A 17,144-nucleotide genomic window follows, 5' to 3' on the forward strand; every position below is an offset into this window, starting at 1 on the left:
CTGGTTTATGTCGCTATTAGAGCACTAATTATTCAGAATTGGATGCTGAAGTTAAACTCAAGTGGTAAATAAACAACCACTTTTGGTGATTAAGTTAGATAAATTCGCTACCTATTGAAATCTAGATTAAAAAACACTCAACTTGGTGTAATTTAATTACAGTAGTCTTTCATTTGTACAGCAAGGACATCTAAGTCATCTTGGTTGGGGAGTTCTCCTGCGGCCAAACAGGATGAAATGGTATCGATATTTTCCTGAAGCAAAGGAACAGCCATGCCTTCAAGCTGCTGTTTTATTGAGCCTAAACGTTCCTGCGCCTCTGCGAGTTCTTGATTTTCAATCGCCATGAAAAACATCATCAAAGGCTCTTCAAGCTTGAGTGCAGTATTTTCCTTTGAGCAGCGGAATAGCTCTGACTTGAACTGATATAACTTATCTGAGTGGCTTAGCAGGGCATCATCCAACTCAGTTTCGTCTATCGGTTTAGAAACAATGTAGTTCACTCCTGCGCCAAACATTCGTTCACGCGTGTCTTTAAACACATCGGCCGTACATCCAAAGATTAAGATCTCACTCTGAGAGCCCGCTAGGCTTCTGATTGCCGAAGTTGCTTCTACGCCATCCATGACAGGCATATGGTTATCCATAAGCACCAAGTCATAGCTTCCTGTTGCAATAGCATGTACCGCCAGTTCACCGTTCTCTACACACTCACAAGTAAACCCTTTGTTGGTCATAAAGGTATTCAGGATAATTGCATTGGTTCGATTATCTTCAACAATCAGCACTTTTAAGCCGTTGTAATCCAGCTTGCGATGTTCAATCAACTCAGAGAACACTGGCTGGCACTGCTCAATACAGAGTGAAACTTCAAAGCTCGAACCAATCCCTAACTCACTGGTAAGCCGTACTTCCCCCTCCATAAGTTCACATAGCTGTTTTACGATCGCTAGACCAAGCCCTGTACCACCAAAGCGCCTAGTGGTGGAAGATTCTGCCTGTTCAAACGGCTTAAATACTTTCTGCTGGGCATCTTTCTTAATGCCTATGCCGGTATCTCTCACTCGGATCAGTAGGTAATTTCGAGCGTTGCGCTGTTCTTCTTTGAAATAGACCTCAACGTAGCCTCGTGAGGTAAACTTAACTGCATTGTTGAGCAGGTTGAATAAAATCTGCCGCAAACGAGCTTTGTCACCTTTATACCAACGCGTTGTTGGAACTTCAGAATAGACTTTAAATTGCAGCCCCTTCTCTGCACACAAGGTGTAGTAAACGCTGTTTACGCTGTCGATGATCGATTCCAACGGGAATGGATGGTACTCAAGCTCAAGGTGCCCTTGCTCTACTTTAGAGAAATCGAGGATCTCATTCAGCAAGGTCATCATGTGCTCCCCTGACTCATAGAGTGTTTTTAGGTGTTTGCGCTGCTCTTGGTTGAGCTCTGTCTTCTGTAAGATCTGCGCGGTGCCCAGCACCCCATTCATTGGGGTTCGAATCTCATGAGACAGAGTCGCAAGAAAAGCACTTTTCGCTTTTGTAGAGGCTTGAGCCTTGATTTTTTCTGCTTCTAAGTAGACCGTTTTTTGGTTGAACGAATCGATCAAATACTTAATCTCATCATTGCTGTTGTAGCGGATGTCGATGCTACCGCCCTCTTTAGACATATCAACACTGCGGGCGATGACACTGATTGGCGTAATGAGAAAACGGTTGATAAGGAAGTAACCTAGCATGACACAAACAAGCATGATCGGTACGATCGCGGCTTCAACCTTAGACACTACATCATAAACCTGTTCGTCCACTAAGCGTTTGGCGTTGACCACATCGACGCTCCAGTTGAAATCCCCGAACTGATGCTGGCTAATATAGATACCATCTGCCAACTGAAAGTTATATTCCATGATCACGTCACCGTAGCCGTCCCTCAGGAGAACCCCTAAGTCATACTCCTCAGCATGTAAGCGAACAAATTCAACGAGTGTTTGTAGTGAGATATCTACCGTCGCCACGCCAGCAAAGACACCATTGACGTAGTAAGGCGAAGAAGCGGTAATCATCTGAACATGGGTAAAAGGGTCAATATAAACCGGGGACCAAGAAACGGTACCAATCGGTTTTTCGACGACAGAAGCGTACCACGATTCCTGATCGTATCCACTGGATTCAGGGTTATCCCACGACAAAATCCGATCCACCTGCCCATCATTAGCTCGGTTAAAGAAAAGGCTTTTAAGCCCAGCATCCTGATCAATGGAGGGCGGCACTGGCCACAAACCGCCGCTAACGGTAACGCCATCAATCAGAGAGAAGAGGTTATATAGCATCGCGGCCTGATGTTCTTGATCATCGGGGTTGCTGCCCAAACTCACAATTCCCTGCAAGATCCCCAGAGAACTGTTAATTGGCTCCCCAATCTGCGACGAGATGAGCTGAGTTCGCAAATCGAGATTCATTTCTAGTTGTTCACGCGTAGGAGGCTCTACCACCAAATAGCTAATGGTACCAATTAAGGTAATCACTATAGCGAGGTAAACTGCTAGGGCGACGATGCTCTTCCGTTTCAGTGATGAACGTATATCCATAAATCTTTGAATTTTGACTGTTTATAAAAAATTATAGCGAATATATCGTGACAGCAACCTTTTTCTCCCAAGTCTGGGCTGTTACCATTGCCATATCACATGTCCTGATTTTAATAGGGTGTCTAAATTGACTCTACAACAACTGCTCGCATTACCAGAGCTTGAAGGTAAGCTCATCAACGAAGCGAAGACCCATGGTTTTATTACTGCCATGGCAGCCGCGCCTCATATCCTTACTCCCCATGAATGGCTACCTTTCCTATGGGGGGGTGAAGAAGTGGCGCCTTTTAGTGATGGCGAGCAGCTCGAGAGCTATGTTGAGCAGATTATAGCGTTATGGAATGCATACCGCCCTGCTCTACTGTCGAACCAGTGGCAGTGGCCAGAAGGCTGCGCACTAGATGAAGAAGATATCGTCACTGAAGCCACTCGCGACTTTTGTGAAGGCGTATTGCAAGGCTGGCAGCTTTCTCGTGATGATTGGGAAACCATTATGCCAGAAGACAGCGAAGACAACGCCTTACTTGGCGGCGTGCTGTTATCGCTAAGTATGCTTTACGATCCAGAGACCTCAATCGCTACATTGTCTGAGCAAGGGATTGAAGGTCTAGAACAGTTTGAAGAGATCTTCAACGCAATTCCAACCATGCTGTGCGGACTGGCTATGCGCGGCTCAATGCTGGCTGAACAAGAGTAACACTATTGAAAATGGCCGCTCGCAAAGCCGAACGGCCATTGATACTAGCTGAGTTTTTCCCACTCAAAATTCTCTATTCGCTCGTCAGCGATATAAAAAATCTTGGCTCCGGCGACAATCTCACGCTCCAGATCCGGATTGAGTTCTATTCCTTTTCCTACATCTAAAGCAATCAAGGTTGAGTGAAAGTGGCGCTTCATATAGTCGAAGGCCAGTTCGACCTTAATCGGTGACATAGATTGCGGATAGACGGTGGAATATTGCGTCATACCTCGAGTCGACGCTAACAGCTCTTGATGAAGCGCACTCGAACCTGGGTCAACCGCTGCCTTTGCAAGCATCTCTGCCCCTACTGCTGGAATACACTCAGCATTCGGGCAGTGCTGGTTTAGCAGTCGGCTCAACGCCTCATCTTTAAAATAGGCGAGTAGATGCGCACTAGGATTGACATTGGCGCTGTAGAGAGCGGCCGAAAGAGTAATATCGTCTTCCAAATTATCAACCACAATACAGCCAGCCTTATCAATTGCGGCCTTTTCCATCTCTTGTGTGTCGGTGTAACTGGTCACTTTGACGAATCCAATTTCACCAGGAAGTGGGTTTTCAATATCCGAACGACTACACAACACAATCGGGCGCTTTCCCTCTTCTTCATGTTGCAGCATTCGAATCAGGTGAATAGTGCGTTGTCCATTCCATCCTAAAAGCAATATATGATTTTCCACACCAACTCTCCGTTTTCCTAATACACCTGCACGCCAGTAATCCACGGCGCCGCCTGCTAAGCGTCCAATTAAAGCCGCAAACAGGGTTAATCCACCCGGAATAACAAGCAATGCGACAATCCACTTACCGAGCGAGGTTTGTGGTGAATGGTCGCCATAACCCACCGTCGATGCCGTCACCATCAAAAAATAGATAAAGGTCGAAGGTTCTGAAGTGAGTGCATGCTCACCACTCAGGCTAAGTAGCGACCAAGAAACAACAATATAGGCAACAACCAAGAGCGCAAGGTTGCGATTGCTCAGATTAAACAGGTTGGAATTCAACCATTTTTTAAACGTTAACCAAAGAGACATGGTGCTCCTTACCTCTAACTCACGAATGGTTATTTAAACCCAAGCACAAGTATAAAAAAACCAGCCACGAAAGCTGGTTTTTATATCTGTGACAACACTCTACGTTTACGCGTTGCCTTTCACTTGCATATTCAGTTGCTCAGCGAAGTCGAGCATACGGTTCAATGGGATCAGTGACTTAACACGAACTTCTTCATCAACAAAGATTTCATGCTCTTTACCGCCATCACGTAGCGCCGATTCGATCGCTTTCAGGCCATTCATCGCCATCCAAGGACAATGTGCACAGCTGCGGCATGTCGCGCCCGCCCCTGCTGTTGGCGCTTCAATCAGTTCTTTCTCAGGAACCAACTGTTGCATCTTGAAGAAGATACCTTTGTCCGTTGCAACGATCATCTTCTGCTGTGGCAACTCTTTTGCCGCTTTGATTAGCTGACTGGTTGAACCCACTGCGTCTGCGAGTTCAACAACGCTTGCCGGAGACTCAGGGTGAACCAAAATCGCGGCTTCTGGGTAAAGACCTTTCATCTTGCGTAAAGCGTCGGCGGAAAACTCGTCGTGAACAACACACTCACCTTGCCAAAGCAACATGTCTGCGCCAGTTTTATTCGCGATGTAAGAACCTAAATGGCGGTCTGGACCCCAGATGATTGGCTTGTCTTCAGAATCTAAGTGCTCAACAATCTCTAGTGCGATACTTGATGTCACAACCCAATCAGCACGTGCTTTAACCGCCGCCGAAGTATTGGCGTAAACCACAACGGTATGGTCAGGGTGTGCATCACAGAATTCAGTAAACTTATCCGCTGGACAACCAAGGTCAAGTGAACACTCGGCTTCTAAGGTCGGCATCAAAATACGTTTTTCAGGCGTAAGAATCTTGGCAGATTCACCCATAAAGCGAACACCAGCGATGATTAGGGTGCTCGCTGGGTGGCGGTTGCCAAACTTAGCCATTTCGAGGGAGTCGCCAACAAAACCACCCGTCTCTTCTGCTAACGCCTGAATTTCAGGGTCAGTGTAATAGTGGGCAATTAGGACCGCATCTTTTTCTTTAAGCAGCGCTTTGATGTTTTCAACATGCGCTTGTTTTTGTTCAGATGTCAGCGGTACTGGCTTTGGAGGGAAAGGGTAAACTGTTTCAATCGTATCTAATATGTGGCTCATTGCTCTTGCTCTACGCAACTTCCGGTAATCCGCGTATTGTAACCTCAACAAGCGAGTCTATTCCAGTTTCCCTAGTAATAAGATAGACAGGAAAGAAAAAAGGAGCGACGAGCGCTCCTTTTCATGGCAATTATTATTAATTCAAGCGGGTGTTCGCTAGCTTAGCCGAAGCACTGTTCGGGTACTCGTCAACCACTTGTTGGAAGTACTTTTTCGCTTGGGCAGCATTGTTGTTACGCTCGGCGATTTCACCAAGTTTAACCAGTGCATCCGCACGCTTGTTTGAATCTTTGTAAGTCACCACGGCAGCAAAGCTCTTCACTGCGTCTTTATCTTGCTTCTTAGCAAAGTAAAGTTGGCCAAGCCAATAGTGAGAGTTTGGCGTGAAACTCGAATCTGGATAGTCTTTCTGGAACTGCTGAAAAGCAGCAATCGCACCCGTATAGTCTCGTTTCTTAAGAATCAAGTCTACTGCGTTTTGATACGCTGTTTGCTCATCGATATCAGAGCTAAATGTACCACCAGTGTTAGCCGCTGAATCTGTCTGTTCTGTCTTAGCTACTGGGGCTGCCGCTTGAGCTCGTACTTTATCGAGTTCAATAAATAACTCTCGCTGACGCTGCAACATCTGCTGCATATCATAGGTACTTTTTTCAAGCTGGCCACGCAAATCGCTAATTTCATTAGCCATATCGTCTAATTGTTGCTGCATTTGCAACTGAACACGATTGCGGTTTTCCAATAGGCGCTCTAAGCGCTGAACATCAGTTTCGTTGCTACGAACTGAAGACGAAGAAGTGGCGGAATTGCTACCGCTTAGGTCGGATACTGGAGCTGGTGCAGCGAGAACAGTACTCGCTGCACTTGCCAGTAACGTTAGCGTAACAATGCGCTTAAGGTTACTGAACATGAGGTTTTCCTCAATTAGTACACTAGAACTGCACGGCGGTTCTTAGCGTATACATCTTCTGATTGACCTAGAAGAAGTGGTTTCTCTTCACCGTAGCTTACGATAGAGATTTGGTCAGCTTGAACACCAAGAGCTTCTAGGTATTTAGCAACTGCGTTAGCACGACGCTCACCTAGTGCGATGTTGTACTCAGGAGTACCACGCTCATCCGCATGACCTTCGATAGTGACTTTTAGAGCTGGGTTTTTGCTTAGGTATGCTGCGTGTGCTGCTAGCATTTCTTCGTAATCACTAGCGATAGTTGCGTTGTCGAAAGCAAAGTAGATAGTTTGAGTTTCGCGTAGTGCTTGCTCTTTTAGCTCTTGCTCAGACAATAGGCCGTTTTGGTCGATTGGTGAAACAACTGTGTTGTCTACAGTTTGAGTTTGGTTTGTCTCAGTAGAACCAGAAGCATTTGCCGCATCGTCACTTGAGCTACATGCTGTAACCGCTAGAACTGGTAGCGCAATTAGAAGCCCTTTAAGAACTTTGTTTAGTTGCATTGTTATAGTTTCCTTTATTATTGATACTTACTTGCTACAAAAACGGTGACCATGCTGGAGCACGAACTCGACCATTTGTTGCCGGTAACCTTGCTTTAAAGCGTCCATCAATAGACACCATAGAAAGAACATTGGTTTTGTTGTAGATAGAGCTGTAAATCACCATACCGCCATTTGGCGCGATGCTTGGAGACTCATCTAGCAACGTTTTGGTCAACGTCTGCATAGCGCCCGTTTCAAGATCTAGCTTAGCTAGGTTGAAACCTGTGTTGCTACGATTGACCATTACCAGGAAGCGACCATCAGGGGTAATTTGACCACCTAGATTCTGGCTCCCTTGCCATGTAATACGTTTGGTTGATCCGCTTGCCAAATCTACTTGATAAATCTGAGGTTTTCCACCCCGATCCGAAGTAAAGATGAGAGATTTACCATCTGGATGCCAAAACGGTTCAGTATTGTTCGCTCGACCGCTGGTAATTTGAGTCAATTTACGAGTATTCAGGTCTAGCGTGTATACCTGCAAGCTGCCTGTTTTCGACAACACGAGTGCGAGCTGAGAACCGTCCGGAGAGAATCTTGGCGCACCATTGTGACGAGGGTATGACGTAACTTTCTCACGCTCACCTGTGTAGATGTTCATGATGAAGATTTCAGCTTGGCCATTTTGGAAGCTAACATAAGCCAGTTTTTTACCATCTGGTGACCATGCTGGTGACATCAAAGGTTGTTTAGAACGAAGCACAAGGCGCTCGTTGTAACCATCGTAGTCAGAAACACGTAGCTGGTACGGGAACTGATCTTTATCATTCACCACCACATAGGCGATACGAGTCAGGAATGCGCCCTTCTCACCAGTAAGTGCCTCATAAACCAGATCAGAGATACGGTGAGCGTACTCTCTCATGCGTTTACCCGGTACCGTCGCTCGCTTGTTAAATAGTACATGATCTTTCGATAGCACCAACTGACCATCATCGCTAAGCGCCTTGCTTTGACCTTGAGTTAGTTGACCACGAACCACATCAACAAGTTGGTAGTTAATCACATAGTCGCCTTTGGCATCTTGCGAGATTGAGCCGGTAACTAAAGCATCCACGCCTAAACCAGTCCAAGCATTAAAGTCTACTTCGGCATCGCTGTAGGGTGTTTGTGGCATTTTGCTGGTCGCCACTGGGCTAAATTTACCACTGCGTTGAAGATCCGATGCGATCACCGCAGAGACATCTTCAGGCAACTTAGTGCTGCCTTCCCATTTAAACGGCACAATAGCGATTGGACGAGCCGAATCGATACCATCTGTAATCACAAGTTCCAGTGCCGCATTGGCTACTTGAAACGCACTCATCACGGTGAGCATACATCCTAATACTAGTCGCTTTAACACAAGCTTTTCCTTATTACTCAGGTACTACGGTTAAATTGATATTCTTAACTTTTTCGATAATGTCAGGGTCTTTAGGCAGCGGGAAACTGTTCACCTGTGCCACCGCGCGCTTCGTAGCTGCGCACAAACGGCTGTCTCCGCCTAAAACCGACAAATTACCTAATATTGCGTCTGCTCCAGTAGGGATCAGACGCAAGTTAACTCGACAAGACTTTCCCCTAAAGCTGTCCTCCAGTAGGAGATTTTGCTGAATAAGTTGGCTATAAATCGCCCCATAGCGCTGCGCTTCGTTTGCAACGTGGCTTGACCGAGCTGAAGTATTGGCTTCAGCCTCCGTCTCTAGACCAGCAAAGATATCGTTCAGTGCCGCTTCTTGCTCTTTACGCTCACGTTCAATTCGCTCTAAGCGTTCTTTCTCTTGACGAGCTTTCTCCGCGGCTTCTTTCGCTGCTTTTTCTTTGGCTATGCGATCTTGTTCCGCTTTTTCCGCTGCTTCACGCTCACGACGTGCTTTCTCTTCAGCCGCTTTGGCCGCTTTTTCACGTTCGATTCGCTCTTGCTCAGCTTTGGCAATCGCCGCTTCTTTGGCTAATCGTTCTTGTTCCGCTTTTTTGATCGCTTGCTCTTTTGCTTTGCGCTCTTCTTCGAGCTTAGCGACACGTTGCTTCTCTTCACGCGCACGTTGCTCTTCCGCTTTGCGCTCTTTCTCTTTAGCAATACGTTGTTTTTCAGCCTCACGAGCGGCTTTCGCTTCTTTCGCTTGCTGCTCTTTTAGCTTACGGATCCGCTCTTCTTCAGCTTTGCGGTTCTTTTCTAACTGCTCGCTTTCACGACGAAGCTTATCCAAACGGTCTTGCTCTTTTTTCGCCGCTTCTTCACGCTGACTACGAATTTGCTGCGCTTGCTGCCTAACAAGGCTTGGGTCAATCACCACAGCCTGCACCATATTACCCGTTGGCTCAGGTTTCGACATGGTAAAATCAGTCCCCCAGATCAAGGCGACGATTAAGAGTGCGTGCAAAGCCGCCGATATCGCTATCGGCTTCTTGTAGTCGTTCTGTTTAGATTTAGTTTCTTTCATGGACAACGAAAGCTATTCCTTTATGTCCGTTAGCAATCCAACCTTAGGAATACCAGCACGGCTTAATTCATCCAGTACCAAAACAACGTCAGCATATGGCGTTGCAGCGTCACCACCTACGGCAACAGGCGAATCGGGTTTGAGCGACAGTTCCGCTTTGACACGGACAATAAGATCTTGCAGTGAAATACCACGCATGACTTCTTCATCATTCACGCTCAAGCCCAAGTTACCCTCTCTGTCGATTTCGACAATGATAAAACTCGCATCACTATCGCCCGCTAATTCGGAGGCGGGCTGTGCTGTTGCTGTTTTTGGCAATTCAACATCAACGCCTTGGGTAACAAAAGGTGACGTCACCATAAAAATAATCAACAGTACTAACATCACATCGATGTACGGCACCACGTTAATTTCGGCAGTCATTTTGCGCTTTTTGGGTTGGTAACCAGCCATCGCAGTTATTCCTTACCCGATTCTCTGCCCGCCATAGCCTGACGGTGTAGGATGCTGTGGAACTCTTCTGAGAAGGTCGCGTAATTATGTTCTAACTTACCGACTTTGTTACTTAGACGGTTGTACGCCATCACTGCTGGAATAGCAGCAAATAGACCCATTGCCGTTGCAACCAGTGCTTCTGCGATACCCGGAGCAACCATAGCGAGCGTGGCTTGCTTCACTTCACCTAGCGCAATAAAGGCATGCATGATACCCCATACCGTACCAAAAAGACCGATATACGGGCTGATTGAGCCTACCGTCGCAAGGAACGGCAGATTAGTCTCAAGTTCATCCACTTCGCGAGAAACCGCCACGCGCATTGCACGTCCTGTTCCTTCCATAATAAAGTCTGGAGAATCTGCATTGGATTTGCGTAGACGAGCAAACTCGGTAAAGCCAGAATAGAAAATCTCTTCTGTACCCCCCAGTTCGTCCTTACGCTTCTTGGCGTTCTGGTACAAGATCGAAAGATCAGTACCAGACCAGAATTTGTCTTCAAACGTTTCTGCTTCTTTAGAAGCCAGAGAAAGCACTTTACTACGCTTGATGATCATCGCCCAAGAGACGATCGACATACCTAACAAAATCAGCATAACCATTTTTACTAGCAGGCTGGCCTGTAAGAAGAGGTCAAGCATCGAGATATCAGCGGTCACTATTAGTTAACTCCATAACTATTGATTGAGGCATAGCTTTTGGCCTCATTTTCTTATTATCGATACATGCTACCTTAACCATTGCCTTACACAATGTTTTACCGTCAGGATTAACGATCTCCTGACAGAAGGTTAAGGATGCTTTTTTAAGGTCAGCAATTTGAGTTGTTACCGTCAGGTGATCGTCAAGACGAGCACCTTGTAAAAAATCGATGTCCATGTGTCGGACTACAAAGCCGAGGTTTTGTTCCAATAACAGTTGTTGCGATACACCAATTGTGCGAAGTAGCTCGGTACGAGCACGTTCGAAAAACTTTAAATAGTTAGAATGGTAAACCACTCCCCCCGCATCGGTATCTTCATAATAAACCGTCACCGGCCACTCAAACTTTGTGTTGGTATCCTGCACGTTTGTGTCCACAACTTGGTTTTTGCTAAAGGGATACTATAACGCAAGTCGTCACTACCAGTGCAAGGGTAATTGAGTGTTTTCAAAGCTTGAAACAAAAAAAAGCGCAACCCCTTCAAGGAGTCGCGCTTTTTTTATACAAAATGTATGGAGTTTAACCCCACCTCACTACAACAGCCGAACAACCGTTAAGTAAATCAGTATCGTCAGTGAGCAATATGGACTGAACAAAAGCTGCCAGTACCAATTGCGTGGTTTAAATCCTACCCCAAACACCATGCTAGAGCAGATCGCCCAGATCATCAGTGGAGAGATAATCGCATTAAAGCCACCAATTGAGGCGGAATAGAGTTCTGGATCCCACATCACCATAGCAACATGATAGAAACCCAGAACTAGGGATAAGACTCTAAACAGAGTCTTATCGACAGGTGCATGTAACTTAGCGACCTGTGCAGCGAGATTACTCACTGTCTTTGTCCATCATTTCTGAGTGCTCTAACCAAAGAGCGTTGATGATTCCGAATGCACACGCGAGTAGTACACCTAAAATCCATGCAAAATACCACATAGTCAATGCTCCTTAGTAAGCTGAAACGTCGTTGTCTTCGATATGTTTCTTATCTAGACGACCGAACATTTTGTAGTAAGTCCAAGTCGTGTAGCCAAGAATCACAGGAACCATTACCGCCGCAACCACTGTCATCAGACCGAGAGTGAGCTCACTCGCCGTTGAATCCCACATGGTTAAGCTGTGGTTTGGTACCAAACTTGAAGGCATGACAAATGGGAACATTGCAAAACCAGCAGTAAGAATGACACCTGCGTTAGACAAGCTTGAGAATAGGAAAGCAAAACCACCACGCTCAAAACGAGATGCTACTACCGCGAGCAATGGCATAAATACACCAAGAACTGGCGCAATCCACATTGCAGGGTAAGTTTCGAAGTTGGTCATCCAAGCACCTGCTTGTAGAGCCACTTCTTTGTTTAGTGGGTTAGAGTCTGCAAACGTATCGATTGTGCTCGTTAACACGTAACCTTCGATGTTTTGAACCCAGAAGCCACCAGCAACAAATAGTGCCACCGCAACAAGGCCTGCGATTTGAGCAACGTTACGTGCACGCTCATGTAACGCTTCAGTGGTTTTCATCTGTAGCCATGTTGCACCTTGCAGGACAAATAGCATCAGGCTTAACACACCACAGAGCAGAGCGAATGGGTTAAGTAGCGCAAAGAAAGTCCCTTTGTACTGAGACATTAGCAGATCGTTCAGCTCAAATGGTACACCCTGTAGCAGGTTACCAAATGCCACACCAAAGATGATTGGTGGTACGGTACCGCTAAAGCAAAGTGCGTAGTCCCAAGCTTTACGCCATTTTGGTTCTTCGATCTTTGAACGGTAATCAAGAGCAAGTGGACGTAACCAAAGCGCAGCCAGAGTTACATACATTGCTAGGTAGAAACCAGAGAACGACGTTGCGTACACTAATGGCCACGCCGCAAATAGCGCACCACCAGCAGTGATTAGCCAAACTTGGTTGCCATCCCAGTGAGGGGCAATCGTGTTGAGCATAATACGACGCTCAGTGTCGCTTTTACCGATAACAGGTGAAAGCGCAGCAACACCCATATCAAAACCATCGGTCACAGCGAAACCTACCATTAGGACACCAATTAGGATCCACCAGATAAGGCGTAAGATTTCGTAATCAAACATTTAATCATCCCTCACTTAAACTTCGACTGAACGGCCGACTTTGTCTTCAACAGAGCTAGCGTTTTGTTCAAAGTGGTAGCGGCCTGTTTTCAAGCTGCTCGGCCCTTTACGCGCGAACTTAACCATTAGGTAAACTTCAGCGATGAGGAACACCGTGTAGAGCGCCAGAATGGCGAACAGTGACGTCCAAAGTTCCGCAACAGTGAGCGCAGAAGAGGCTACGTGGGTCGGTAAGATTTCACCCACTGCCCATGGCTGACGACCGTACTCGGCAACGAACCACCCTGCTTCTACAGCAATCCAAGGTAGTGGGATGCTAAATAGTGCCGCTTTAAGAATCCAAGGCTTTTGTTCGATCTTCTGACGACATGTTTGAATAAACGCCGCGCCGAATACGAACAGCATGATGAAGCCACACGCGACCATGATGCGGAATGACCAGAATAGTGGCCAAACTTTAGGGATAGAATCATCCGCGGCCGCTTGGATTTGTTCTTCTGTCGCATCAACAACTTCGTCGGTGTAACGTTTCAGAAGTAGACCGTAACCAAGGTCACCTTTCACTTCATCAAACGCTGCCATGTTTTCTGGAGTCTTGTCGCCAGCACGCAGTTTCTCTAGCAACTCGTACGCGTACATACCCGTTCGGATACGCTCAACGTGCTGGTCACGTAAATCACGTAGACCAGTCACTTGCTCGTCGAATGAACGAGTCGCAATGATACCCATCACGTAAGGGATCTTAATGGCGTAATCGGTGTGCATTGTCTCTTGATTTGGCAGACCAAACAGAGTGAATGCTGCTGGAGCAGGTTCTGTGTGCCACTCTGCTTCTACCGCAGCAAGTTTCACTTTCTGAACTTCACCAAGCTCGTAACCAGATTCATCACCTAGGACGATAACGGATAGGATCGCAGCCATACCGAAAGAGGCAGCGATAGCAAATGAACGACGAGCGAACGCGATGTCACGACCTTTTAATAGGTAGTATGAGCTGATGCCTAGAATAAACATTGCGCCAGTCGTGTAACCAGAAGCAACCGTATGAACGAACTTAACCTGAGCAACTGGGTTTAGAACAACCTCAGCAAAGCTCACCATCTCCATACGCATGGTTTCGAAGTTAAATTCCGCGCCAACTGGGTTTTGCATCCAGCCGTTTGCCACGAGAATCCAAAGTGCTGAGAAGTTAGACCCAAGGGCTACAAGCCAAGTTACGGCTAAGTGTTGACGTTTTGATAAGCGATCCCAGCCAAAAAAGAACAGACCAACAAATGTCGATTCTAGGAAAAAGGCTACTAGTGCTTCGATCGCCAAAGGTGCACCGAAAATATCACCTACGTAATGTGAATAGTAAGACCAGTTGGTACCAAACTGGAACTCCATGGTTAGGCCGGTAGCCACGCCTAGAGCGAAGTTAATACCGAAAAGCTTACCCCAGAACTTTGTCATGTCCTTGTAGATTTGCTTGTCCGTCATTACGTACAGAGATTCCATGATGGCTAATAGGAAGGCCATACCTAGAGTCAGTGGTACGAAGAGGAAGTGATACATCGCTGTCAGTGCAAATTGCAATCGCGACAGATCAACTACGTCAATCATGTTTACTCCTATGTGTCGGCTGAAGACACTCTTTCCATTAATGCATTGTTATTAATCGTTGAACGAACTTAACCCGTGTTACCAGTTATAGGCAATGTGTTGCAAAAATGTACCGTAACGGTTAGTTAATTGTTAAGCATCAGCTAATATAGCTAGGACTAATATTACTGCGAAAAACAGGTTGTTTCAAAAGATTTATGGACAGAGTTCGCTTTGATTTACATCAACTTTTGCACGGCATTTGTGATTAAAAAAGCGCCACCTTGATCTAAATCAAGCATTTTAAAACTCATTTGTTAAGAGAGGGTTGCATACGGCTGTAAATTACTATTTATGCAAAACAAGTGGTTAACAAATCACTCATTTACATTACCTATTTAGTGGTAGGCAATTTAGTTTAATGTGATTTAGATCACTAATAATAAAAAGCCAGCAAGAATTTGCTGGCCGTGAAAACTTATTTTTCAATTCCGAAATGAAGATACGCTCTATCGGTAGCGATTCGCCCTCTTGGTGTCCGTTGCAGATAACCCTGTTGAATAAGATAAGGTTCAAGAACATCTTCAATCGTATCTTTTTCTTCGCCAATCGCGGCCGCCATGTTATCGAGCCCAACGGGACCACCGCCAAATTTTTCCATAATGGCTAAGAGCAGTTTCCTGTCCATGTAGTCGAATCCTTGAGCATCTACGTCAAGCATGTTGAGCGCTTTGTCTGCCACTTCAGCACAAATGTGACCGTTCCCCTTCACTTCCGCGTAGTCACGTACACGTCTAAGCAAGCGGTTAGCAATACGCGGTGTCCCACGTGCTCGACGCGCAACCTCTAGAGCACCTTCAGCTTCCATCGAAAGACCGAGACAATCCGCACTGCGTTGAACAATGTTTTGTAGATCTGGGATCTTGTAATACTCAAGACGCTGCGTAATACCAAAACGATCTCGCAAAGGAGAGGTCAGAGAGCCAGCACGCGTCGTCGCACCGATTAACGTGAACGGTGGTAAATCGATTTTAATTGAGCGAGCCGCTGGGCCTTCACCGATCATGATGTCTAACTGATAGTCTTCCATCGCTGGGTAGAGTACCTCTTCAACCATTGGGCTCAAGCGGTGAATTTCATCGATGAAGAGCACGTCGTTCTCTTCAAGGTTGGTCAATAACGCGGCTAAATCCCCCGCTTTCTCCAACACAGGGCCGGAAGTTGTACGGATATTTACGTTCATTTCATTCGCGACAATGTTGGCTAAGGTCGTCTTACCTAAACCCGGAGGACCAAATATCAGCAGATGATCCAGTGCTTCATTTCTCAACTGAGCCGCTTTAATGAAGATTTCCATCTGGTTACGGACGTGATCTTGCCCTTTGTAGTCCTCTAACTTCTTAGGGCGTATCGCACGATCGATAACATCTTCTTCTTTGTAGATCGTATTGTCTGGTGCTATTAAGCGATCCGCTTCAATCATGACTGATACCTTTTAAACCATCGACTTCAGGGCTTCACGAATCAATTGCTCGCTACTCATCTCTGGTTTCATTACCTGAGAAACCACTTTTGAGGCTTGGACGGGTTTGTAACCCAACGCGAGCAGTGCACTGATCGCTTCTTCTTCTGCGCTCGACTGAGCAGCTTCTGGCACTGAGTCAATTGGTGCGGCATCAGTGTAAGGGGTAAAGAGATCACCAGCACTCCAACTTTTGAGACGGTCTTTCATCTCAACCACAAGTCGCTCTGCCGTCTTTTTACCCACCCCAGGTAGCTTAACCAGTGTCGAGATATCTTCTCTTTCGACGCTGGCAACAAACTGGCTCGCCGTCATGCCCGATAATATGCCCAGACCCAGTTTAGGACCAACGCCATTTGCTTTAATCACTTCTCTAAACAACGCACGTTCTTTGACTGTATTAAAACCGTAGAGTAGCTGCGCATCTTCACGTACCACGAAGTGAGTATAGATGATTGCTTCTTCACCAACATTTGGTAGCTCATAGAAACAGCTCATCGGCATCTGAACTTCGTAGCCAATGCCGTTAACTTCAATCAATAATTCAGGTGGTTGTTTTTCAATTAGAATGCCGCGCAGACGTCCAATCACAGTGGATACTCTTAGAAATGAATTTGCGACAGGATAATAAAGAACTGGATAGACATCCAGTCCTTTATCATTATTGACTATATTTTTGAGACAACTTGATCAAGTTGAGAGGTCAGGGTGCGGACTGCATCGACCTGTATGTTAATCTCGGCACTATTGGTAGGTCTATCGATAACGACCTCGACGGGCACTGCTTGCCTTTCCTGCCATTGCAATCAGGGTTTTATTGGTATTGGCATGACAAATTGCCACACCCAGTGCATCGGCAGCATCAGCTTGCGGACGACCAGGTAACTTCAGCATCTGTTGTACCATGTGCTGAACCTGCTCTTTGTCTGCCCCGCCCGTTCCTGTCACCGCTTGTTTGATTAATCTTGCCGCGTATTCATAAACGGGCAGTTCAGCATTAACCGCAGCGACAATAGCGCTACCACGAGCTTGACCAAGCTTTAATGCTGAATCCGCGTTTCGTGCCATAAAGACTTGTTCTATGGCAAAAACGTCCGGTTGAAACTGAGTGATGATTTCTGAAACTCCGGCGTAAATCTGCTTCAATCGCCCAGGGAGCTCTTTTTCTGAGGTGCGTATACATCCACTACCAAGGTACTGGAGATGACGACCATTTTGACGTATGACCCCGTATCCCGTAATTCGAGAGCCAGGGTCAATACCAAGTATTACTGACATTGATACCTAATCGATATGTTTTTTTGTTC

The 17,144-nt window shown here is 46.2% G+C and carries 18 protein-coding genes; 1 reads left to right on the plus strand and 17 read right to left on the minus strand.

Annotated features, from left to right (window positions below; all coding sequences use genetic code 11):
* Nucleotides 1-152 precede the first annotated feature (152 nt).
* On the minus strand, nt 153-2,585 hold the full coding sequence (locus tag ACQEXT_RS06765; RefSeq protein WP_426951200.1) for an ATP-binding protein: 2,433 nt from the start codon (nt 2,583-2,585) through the stop codon (nt 153-155).
* Nucleotides 2,586-2,712: 127 nt separating this feature from the next.
* On the opposite strand from ACQEXT_RS06765, the gene ACQEXT_RS06770 reads away from it, so the two are divergent.
* Nucleotides 2,713-3,282: a UPF0149 family protein gene (locus ACQEXT_RS06770; RefSeq protein ID WP_331415987.1), complete on the plus strand. Its 570-nt coding sequence runs from the start codon at nt 2,713-2,715 to the stop codon at nt 3,280-3,282.
* 44 nt (nt 3,283-3,326) lie between these two features.
* Here ACQEXT_RS06770 and ACQEXT_RS06775 read toward each other — a convergent pair whose 3' ends face one another.
* From ACQEXT_RS06775 to ruvC, 16 genes are all read right to left on the minus strand, one after another.
* Nucleotides 3,327-4,361 (minus strand): potassium channel family protein, encoded by a 1,035-nt coding sequence (locus ACQEXT_RS06775; RefSeq protein WP_331415988.1) that lies wholly within the window; start codon nt 4,359-4,361, stop codon nt 3,327-3,329.
* Between the two features lie 105 nt (nt 4,362-4,466).
* Entirely contained in the window at nt 4,467-5,528 is a 1,062-nt protein-coding gene (gene nadA / locus ACQEXT_RS06780) for a quinolinate synthase NadA (RefSeq protein ID WP_331415989.1), read from the minus strand.
* A 136-nt stretch (nt 5,529-5,664) separates the two neighbouring features.
* A complete protein-coding gene (gene ybgF, locus ACQEXT_RS06785) occupies nt 5,665-6,438 on the minus strand; it encodes a tol-pal system protein YbgF (protein WP_331427431.1) in 774 nt (257 codons plus the stop codon).
* Between the two features lie 14 nt (nt 6,439-6,452).
* Nucleotides 6,453-6,980 carry a peptidoglycan-associated lipoprotein Pal gene (pal, locus tag ACQEXT_RS06790; RefSeq protein WP_138972454.1) on the minus strand — a complete coding sequence of 176 codons (528 nt, stop codon included), beginning with the start codon at nt 6,978-6,980 and terminating at the stop codon, nt 6,453-6,455.
* A gap of 34 nt (nt 6,981-7,014) precedes the next feature.
* Complete coding sequence (gene tolB / locus ACQEXT_RS06795) at nt 7,015-8,328, minus strand: Tol-Pal system beta propeller repeat protein TolB (protein ID WP_426951262.1); 1,314 nt, start codon at nt 8,326-8,328, stop codon at nt 7,015-7,017.
* 52 nt (nt 8,329-8,380) lie between these two features.
* On the minus strand, nt 8,381-9,448 hold the full coding sequence (gene tolA, locus ACQEXT_RS06800) for a cell envelope integrity protein TolA (protein ID WP_138972484.1): 1,068 nt from the start codon (nt 9,446-9,448) through the stop codon (nt 8,381-8,383).
* 12 nt (nt 9,449-9,460) lie between these two features.
* On the minus strand, nt 9,461-9,904 hold the full coding sequence (locus ACQEXT_RS06805; protein WP_138972452.1) for an ExbD/TolR family protein: 444 nt from the start codon (nt 9,902-9,904) through the stop codon (nt 9,461-9,463).
* 5 nt (nt 9,905-9,909) lie between these two features.
* Nucleotides 9,910-10,605, minus strand: coding sequence for a protein TolQ (gene tolQ, locus ACQEXT_RS06810; RefSeq protein ID WP_426951203.1), 696 nt, complete (start codon nt 10,603-10,605; stop codon nt 9,910-9,912).
* Nucleotides 10,595-11,014 (minus strand): tol-pal system-associated acyl-CoA thioesterase, encoded by a 420-nt coding sequence (gene ybgC, locus ACQEXT_RS06815; RefSeq protein ID WP_331415992.1) that lies wholly within the window; start codon nt 11,012-11,014, stop codon nt 10,595-10,597. The genes tolQ and ybgC overlap by 11 nt, the downstream gene beginning before the upstream one ends.
* Before the next feature lie 168 nt (nt 11,015-11,182).
* Entirely contained in the window at nt 11,183-11,485 is a 303-nt protein-coding gene (gene ybgE, locus ACQEXT_RS06820) for a cyd operon protein YbgE (protein ID WP_426951204.1), read from the minus strand.
* Nucleotides 11,478-11,585, minus strand: coding sequence for a cytochrome bd-I oxidase subunit CydX (cydX, locus tag ACQEXT_RS06825; RefSeq protein ID WP_000270284.1), 108 nt, complete (start codon nt 11,583-11,585; stop codon nt 11,478-11,480). Before cydX ends, ybgE begins: the two co-directional genes overlap by 8 nt.
* A gap of 12 nt (nt 11,586-11,597) precedes the next feature.
* Complete coding sequence (gene cydB, locus ACQEXT_RS06830) at nt 11,598-12,734, minus strand: cytochrome d ubiquinol oxidase subunit II (RefSeq protein ID WP_331415994.1); 1,137 nt, start codon at nt 12,732-12,734, stop codon at nt 11,598-11,600.
* 15 nt (nt 12,735-12,749) lie between these two features.
* Nucleotides 12,750-14,336: a cytochrome ubiquinol oxidase subunit I gene (gene cydA, locus ACQEXT_RS06835; protein ID WP_331415995.1), complete on the minus strand. Its 1,587-nt coding sequence runs from the start codon at nt 14,334-14,336 to the stop codon at nt 12,750-12,752.
* 457 nt (nt 14,337-14,793) lie between these two features.
* Entirely contained in the window at nt 14,794-15,798 is a 1,005-nt protein-coding gene (gene ruvB / locus ACQEXT_RS06840) for a Holliday junction branch migration DNA helicase RuvB (protein WP_269377207.1), read from the minus strand.
* A gap of 12 nt (nt 15,799-15,810) precedes the next feature.
* Entirely contained in the window at nt 15,811-16,428 is a 618-nt protein-coding gene (ruvA, locus tag ACQEXT_RS06845; RefSeq protein ID WP_138972446.1) for a Holliday junction branch migration protein RuvA, read from the minus strand.
* A 165-nt stretch (nt 16,429-16,593) separates the two neighbouring features.
* Nucleotides 16,594-17,115 carry a crossover junction endodeoxyribonuclease RuvC gene (gene ruvC, locus ACQEXT_RS06850; RefSeq protein ID WP_269377204.1) on the minus strand — a complete coding sequence of 174 codons (522 nt, stop codon included), beginning with the start codon at nt 17,113-17,115 and terminating at the stop codon, nt 16,594-16,596.
* Between the last annotated feature and the right edge of the window lie 29 nt (nt 17,116-17,144).

Source organism: Vibrio sp. TRT 29B02 (assembly GCF_050113655.1).
Taxonomy (GTDB): Bacteria; Pseudomonadota; Gammaproteobacteria; order Enterobacterales; family Vibrionaceae; genus Vibrio.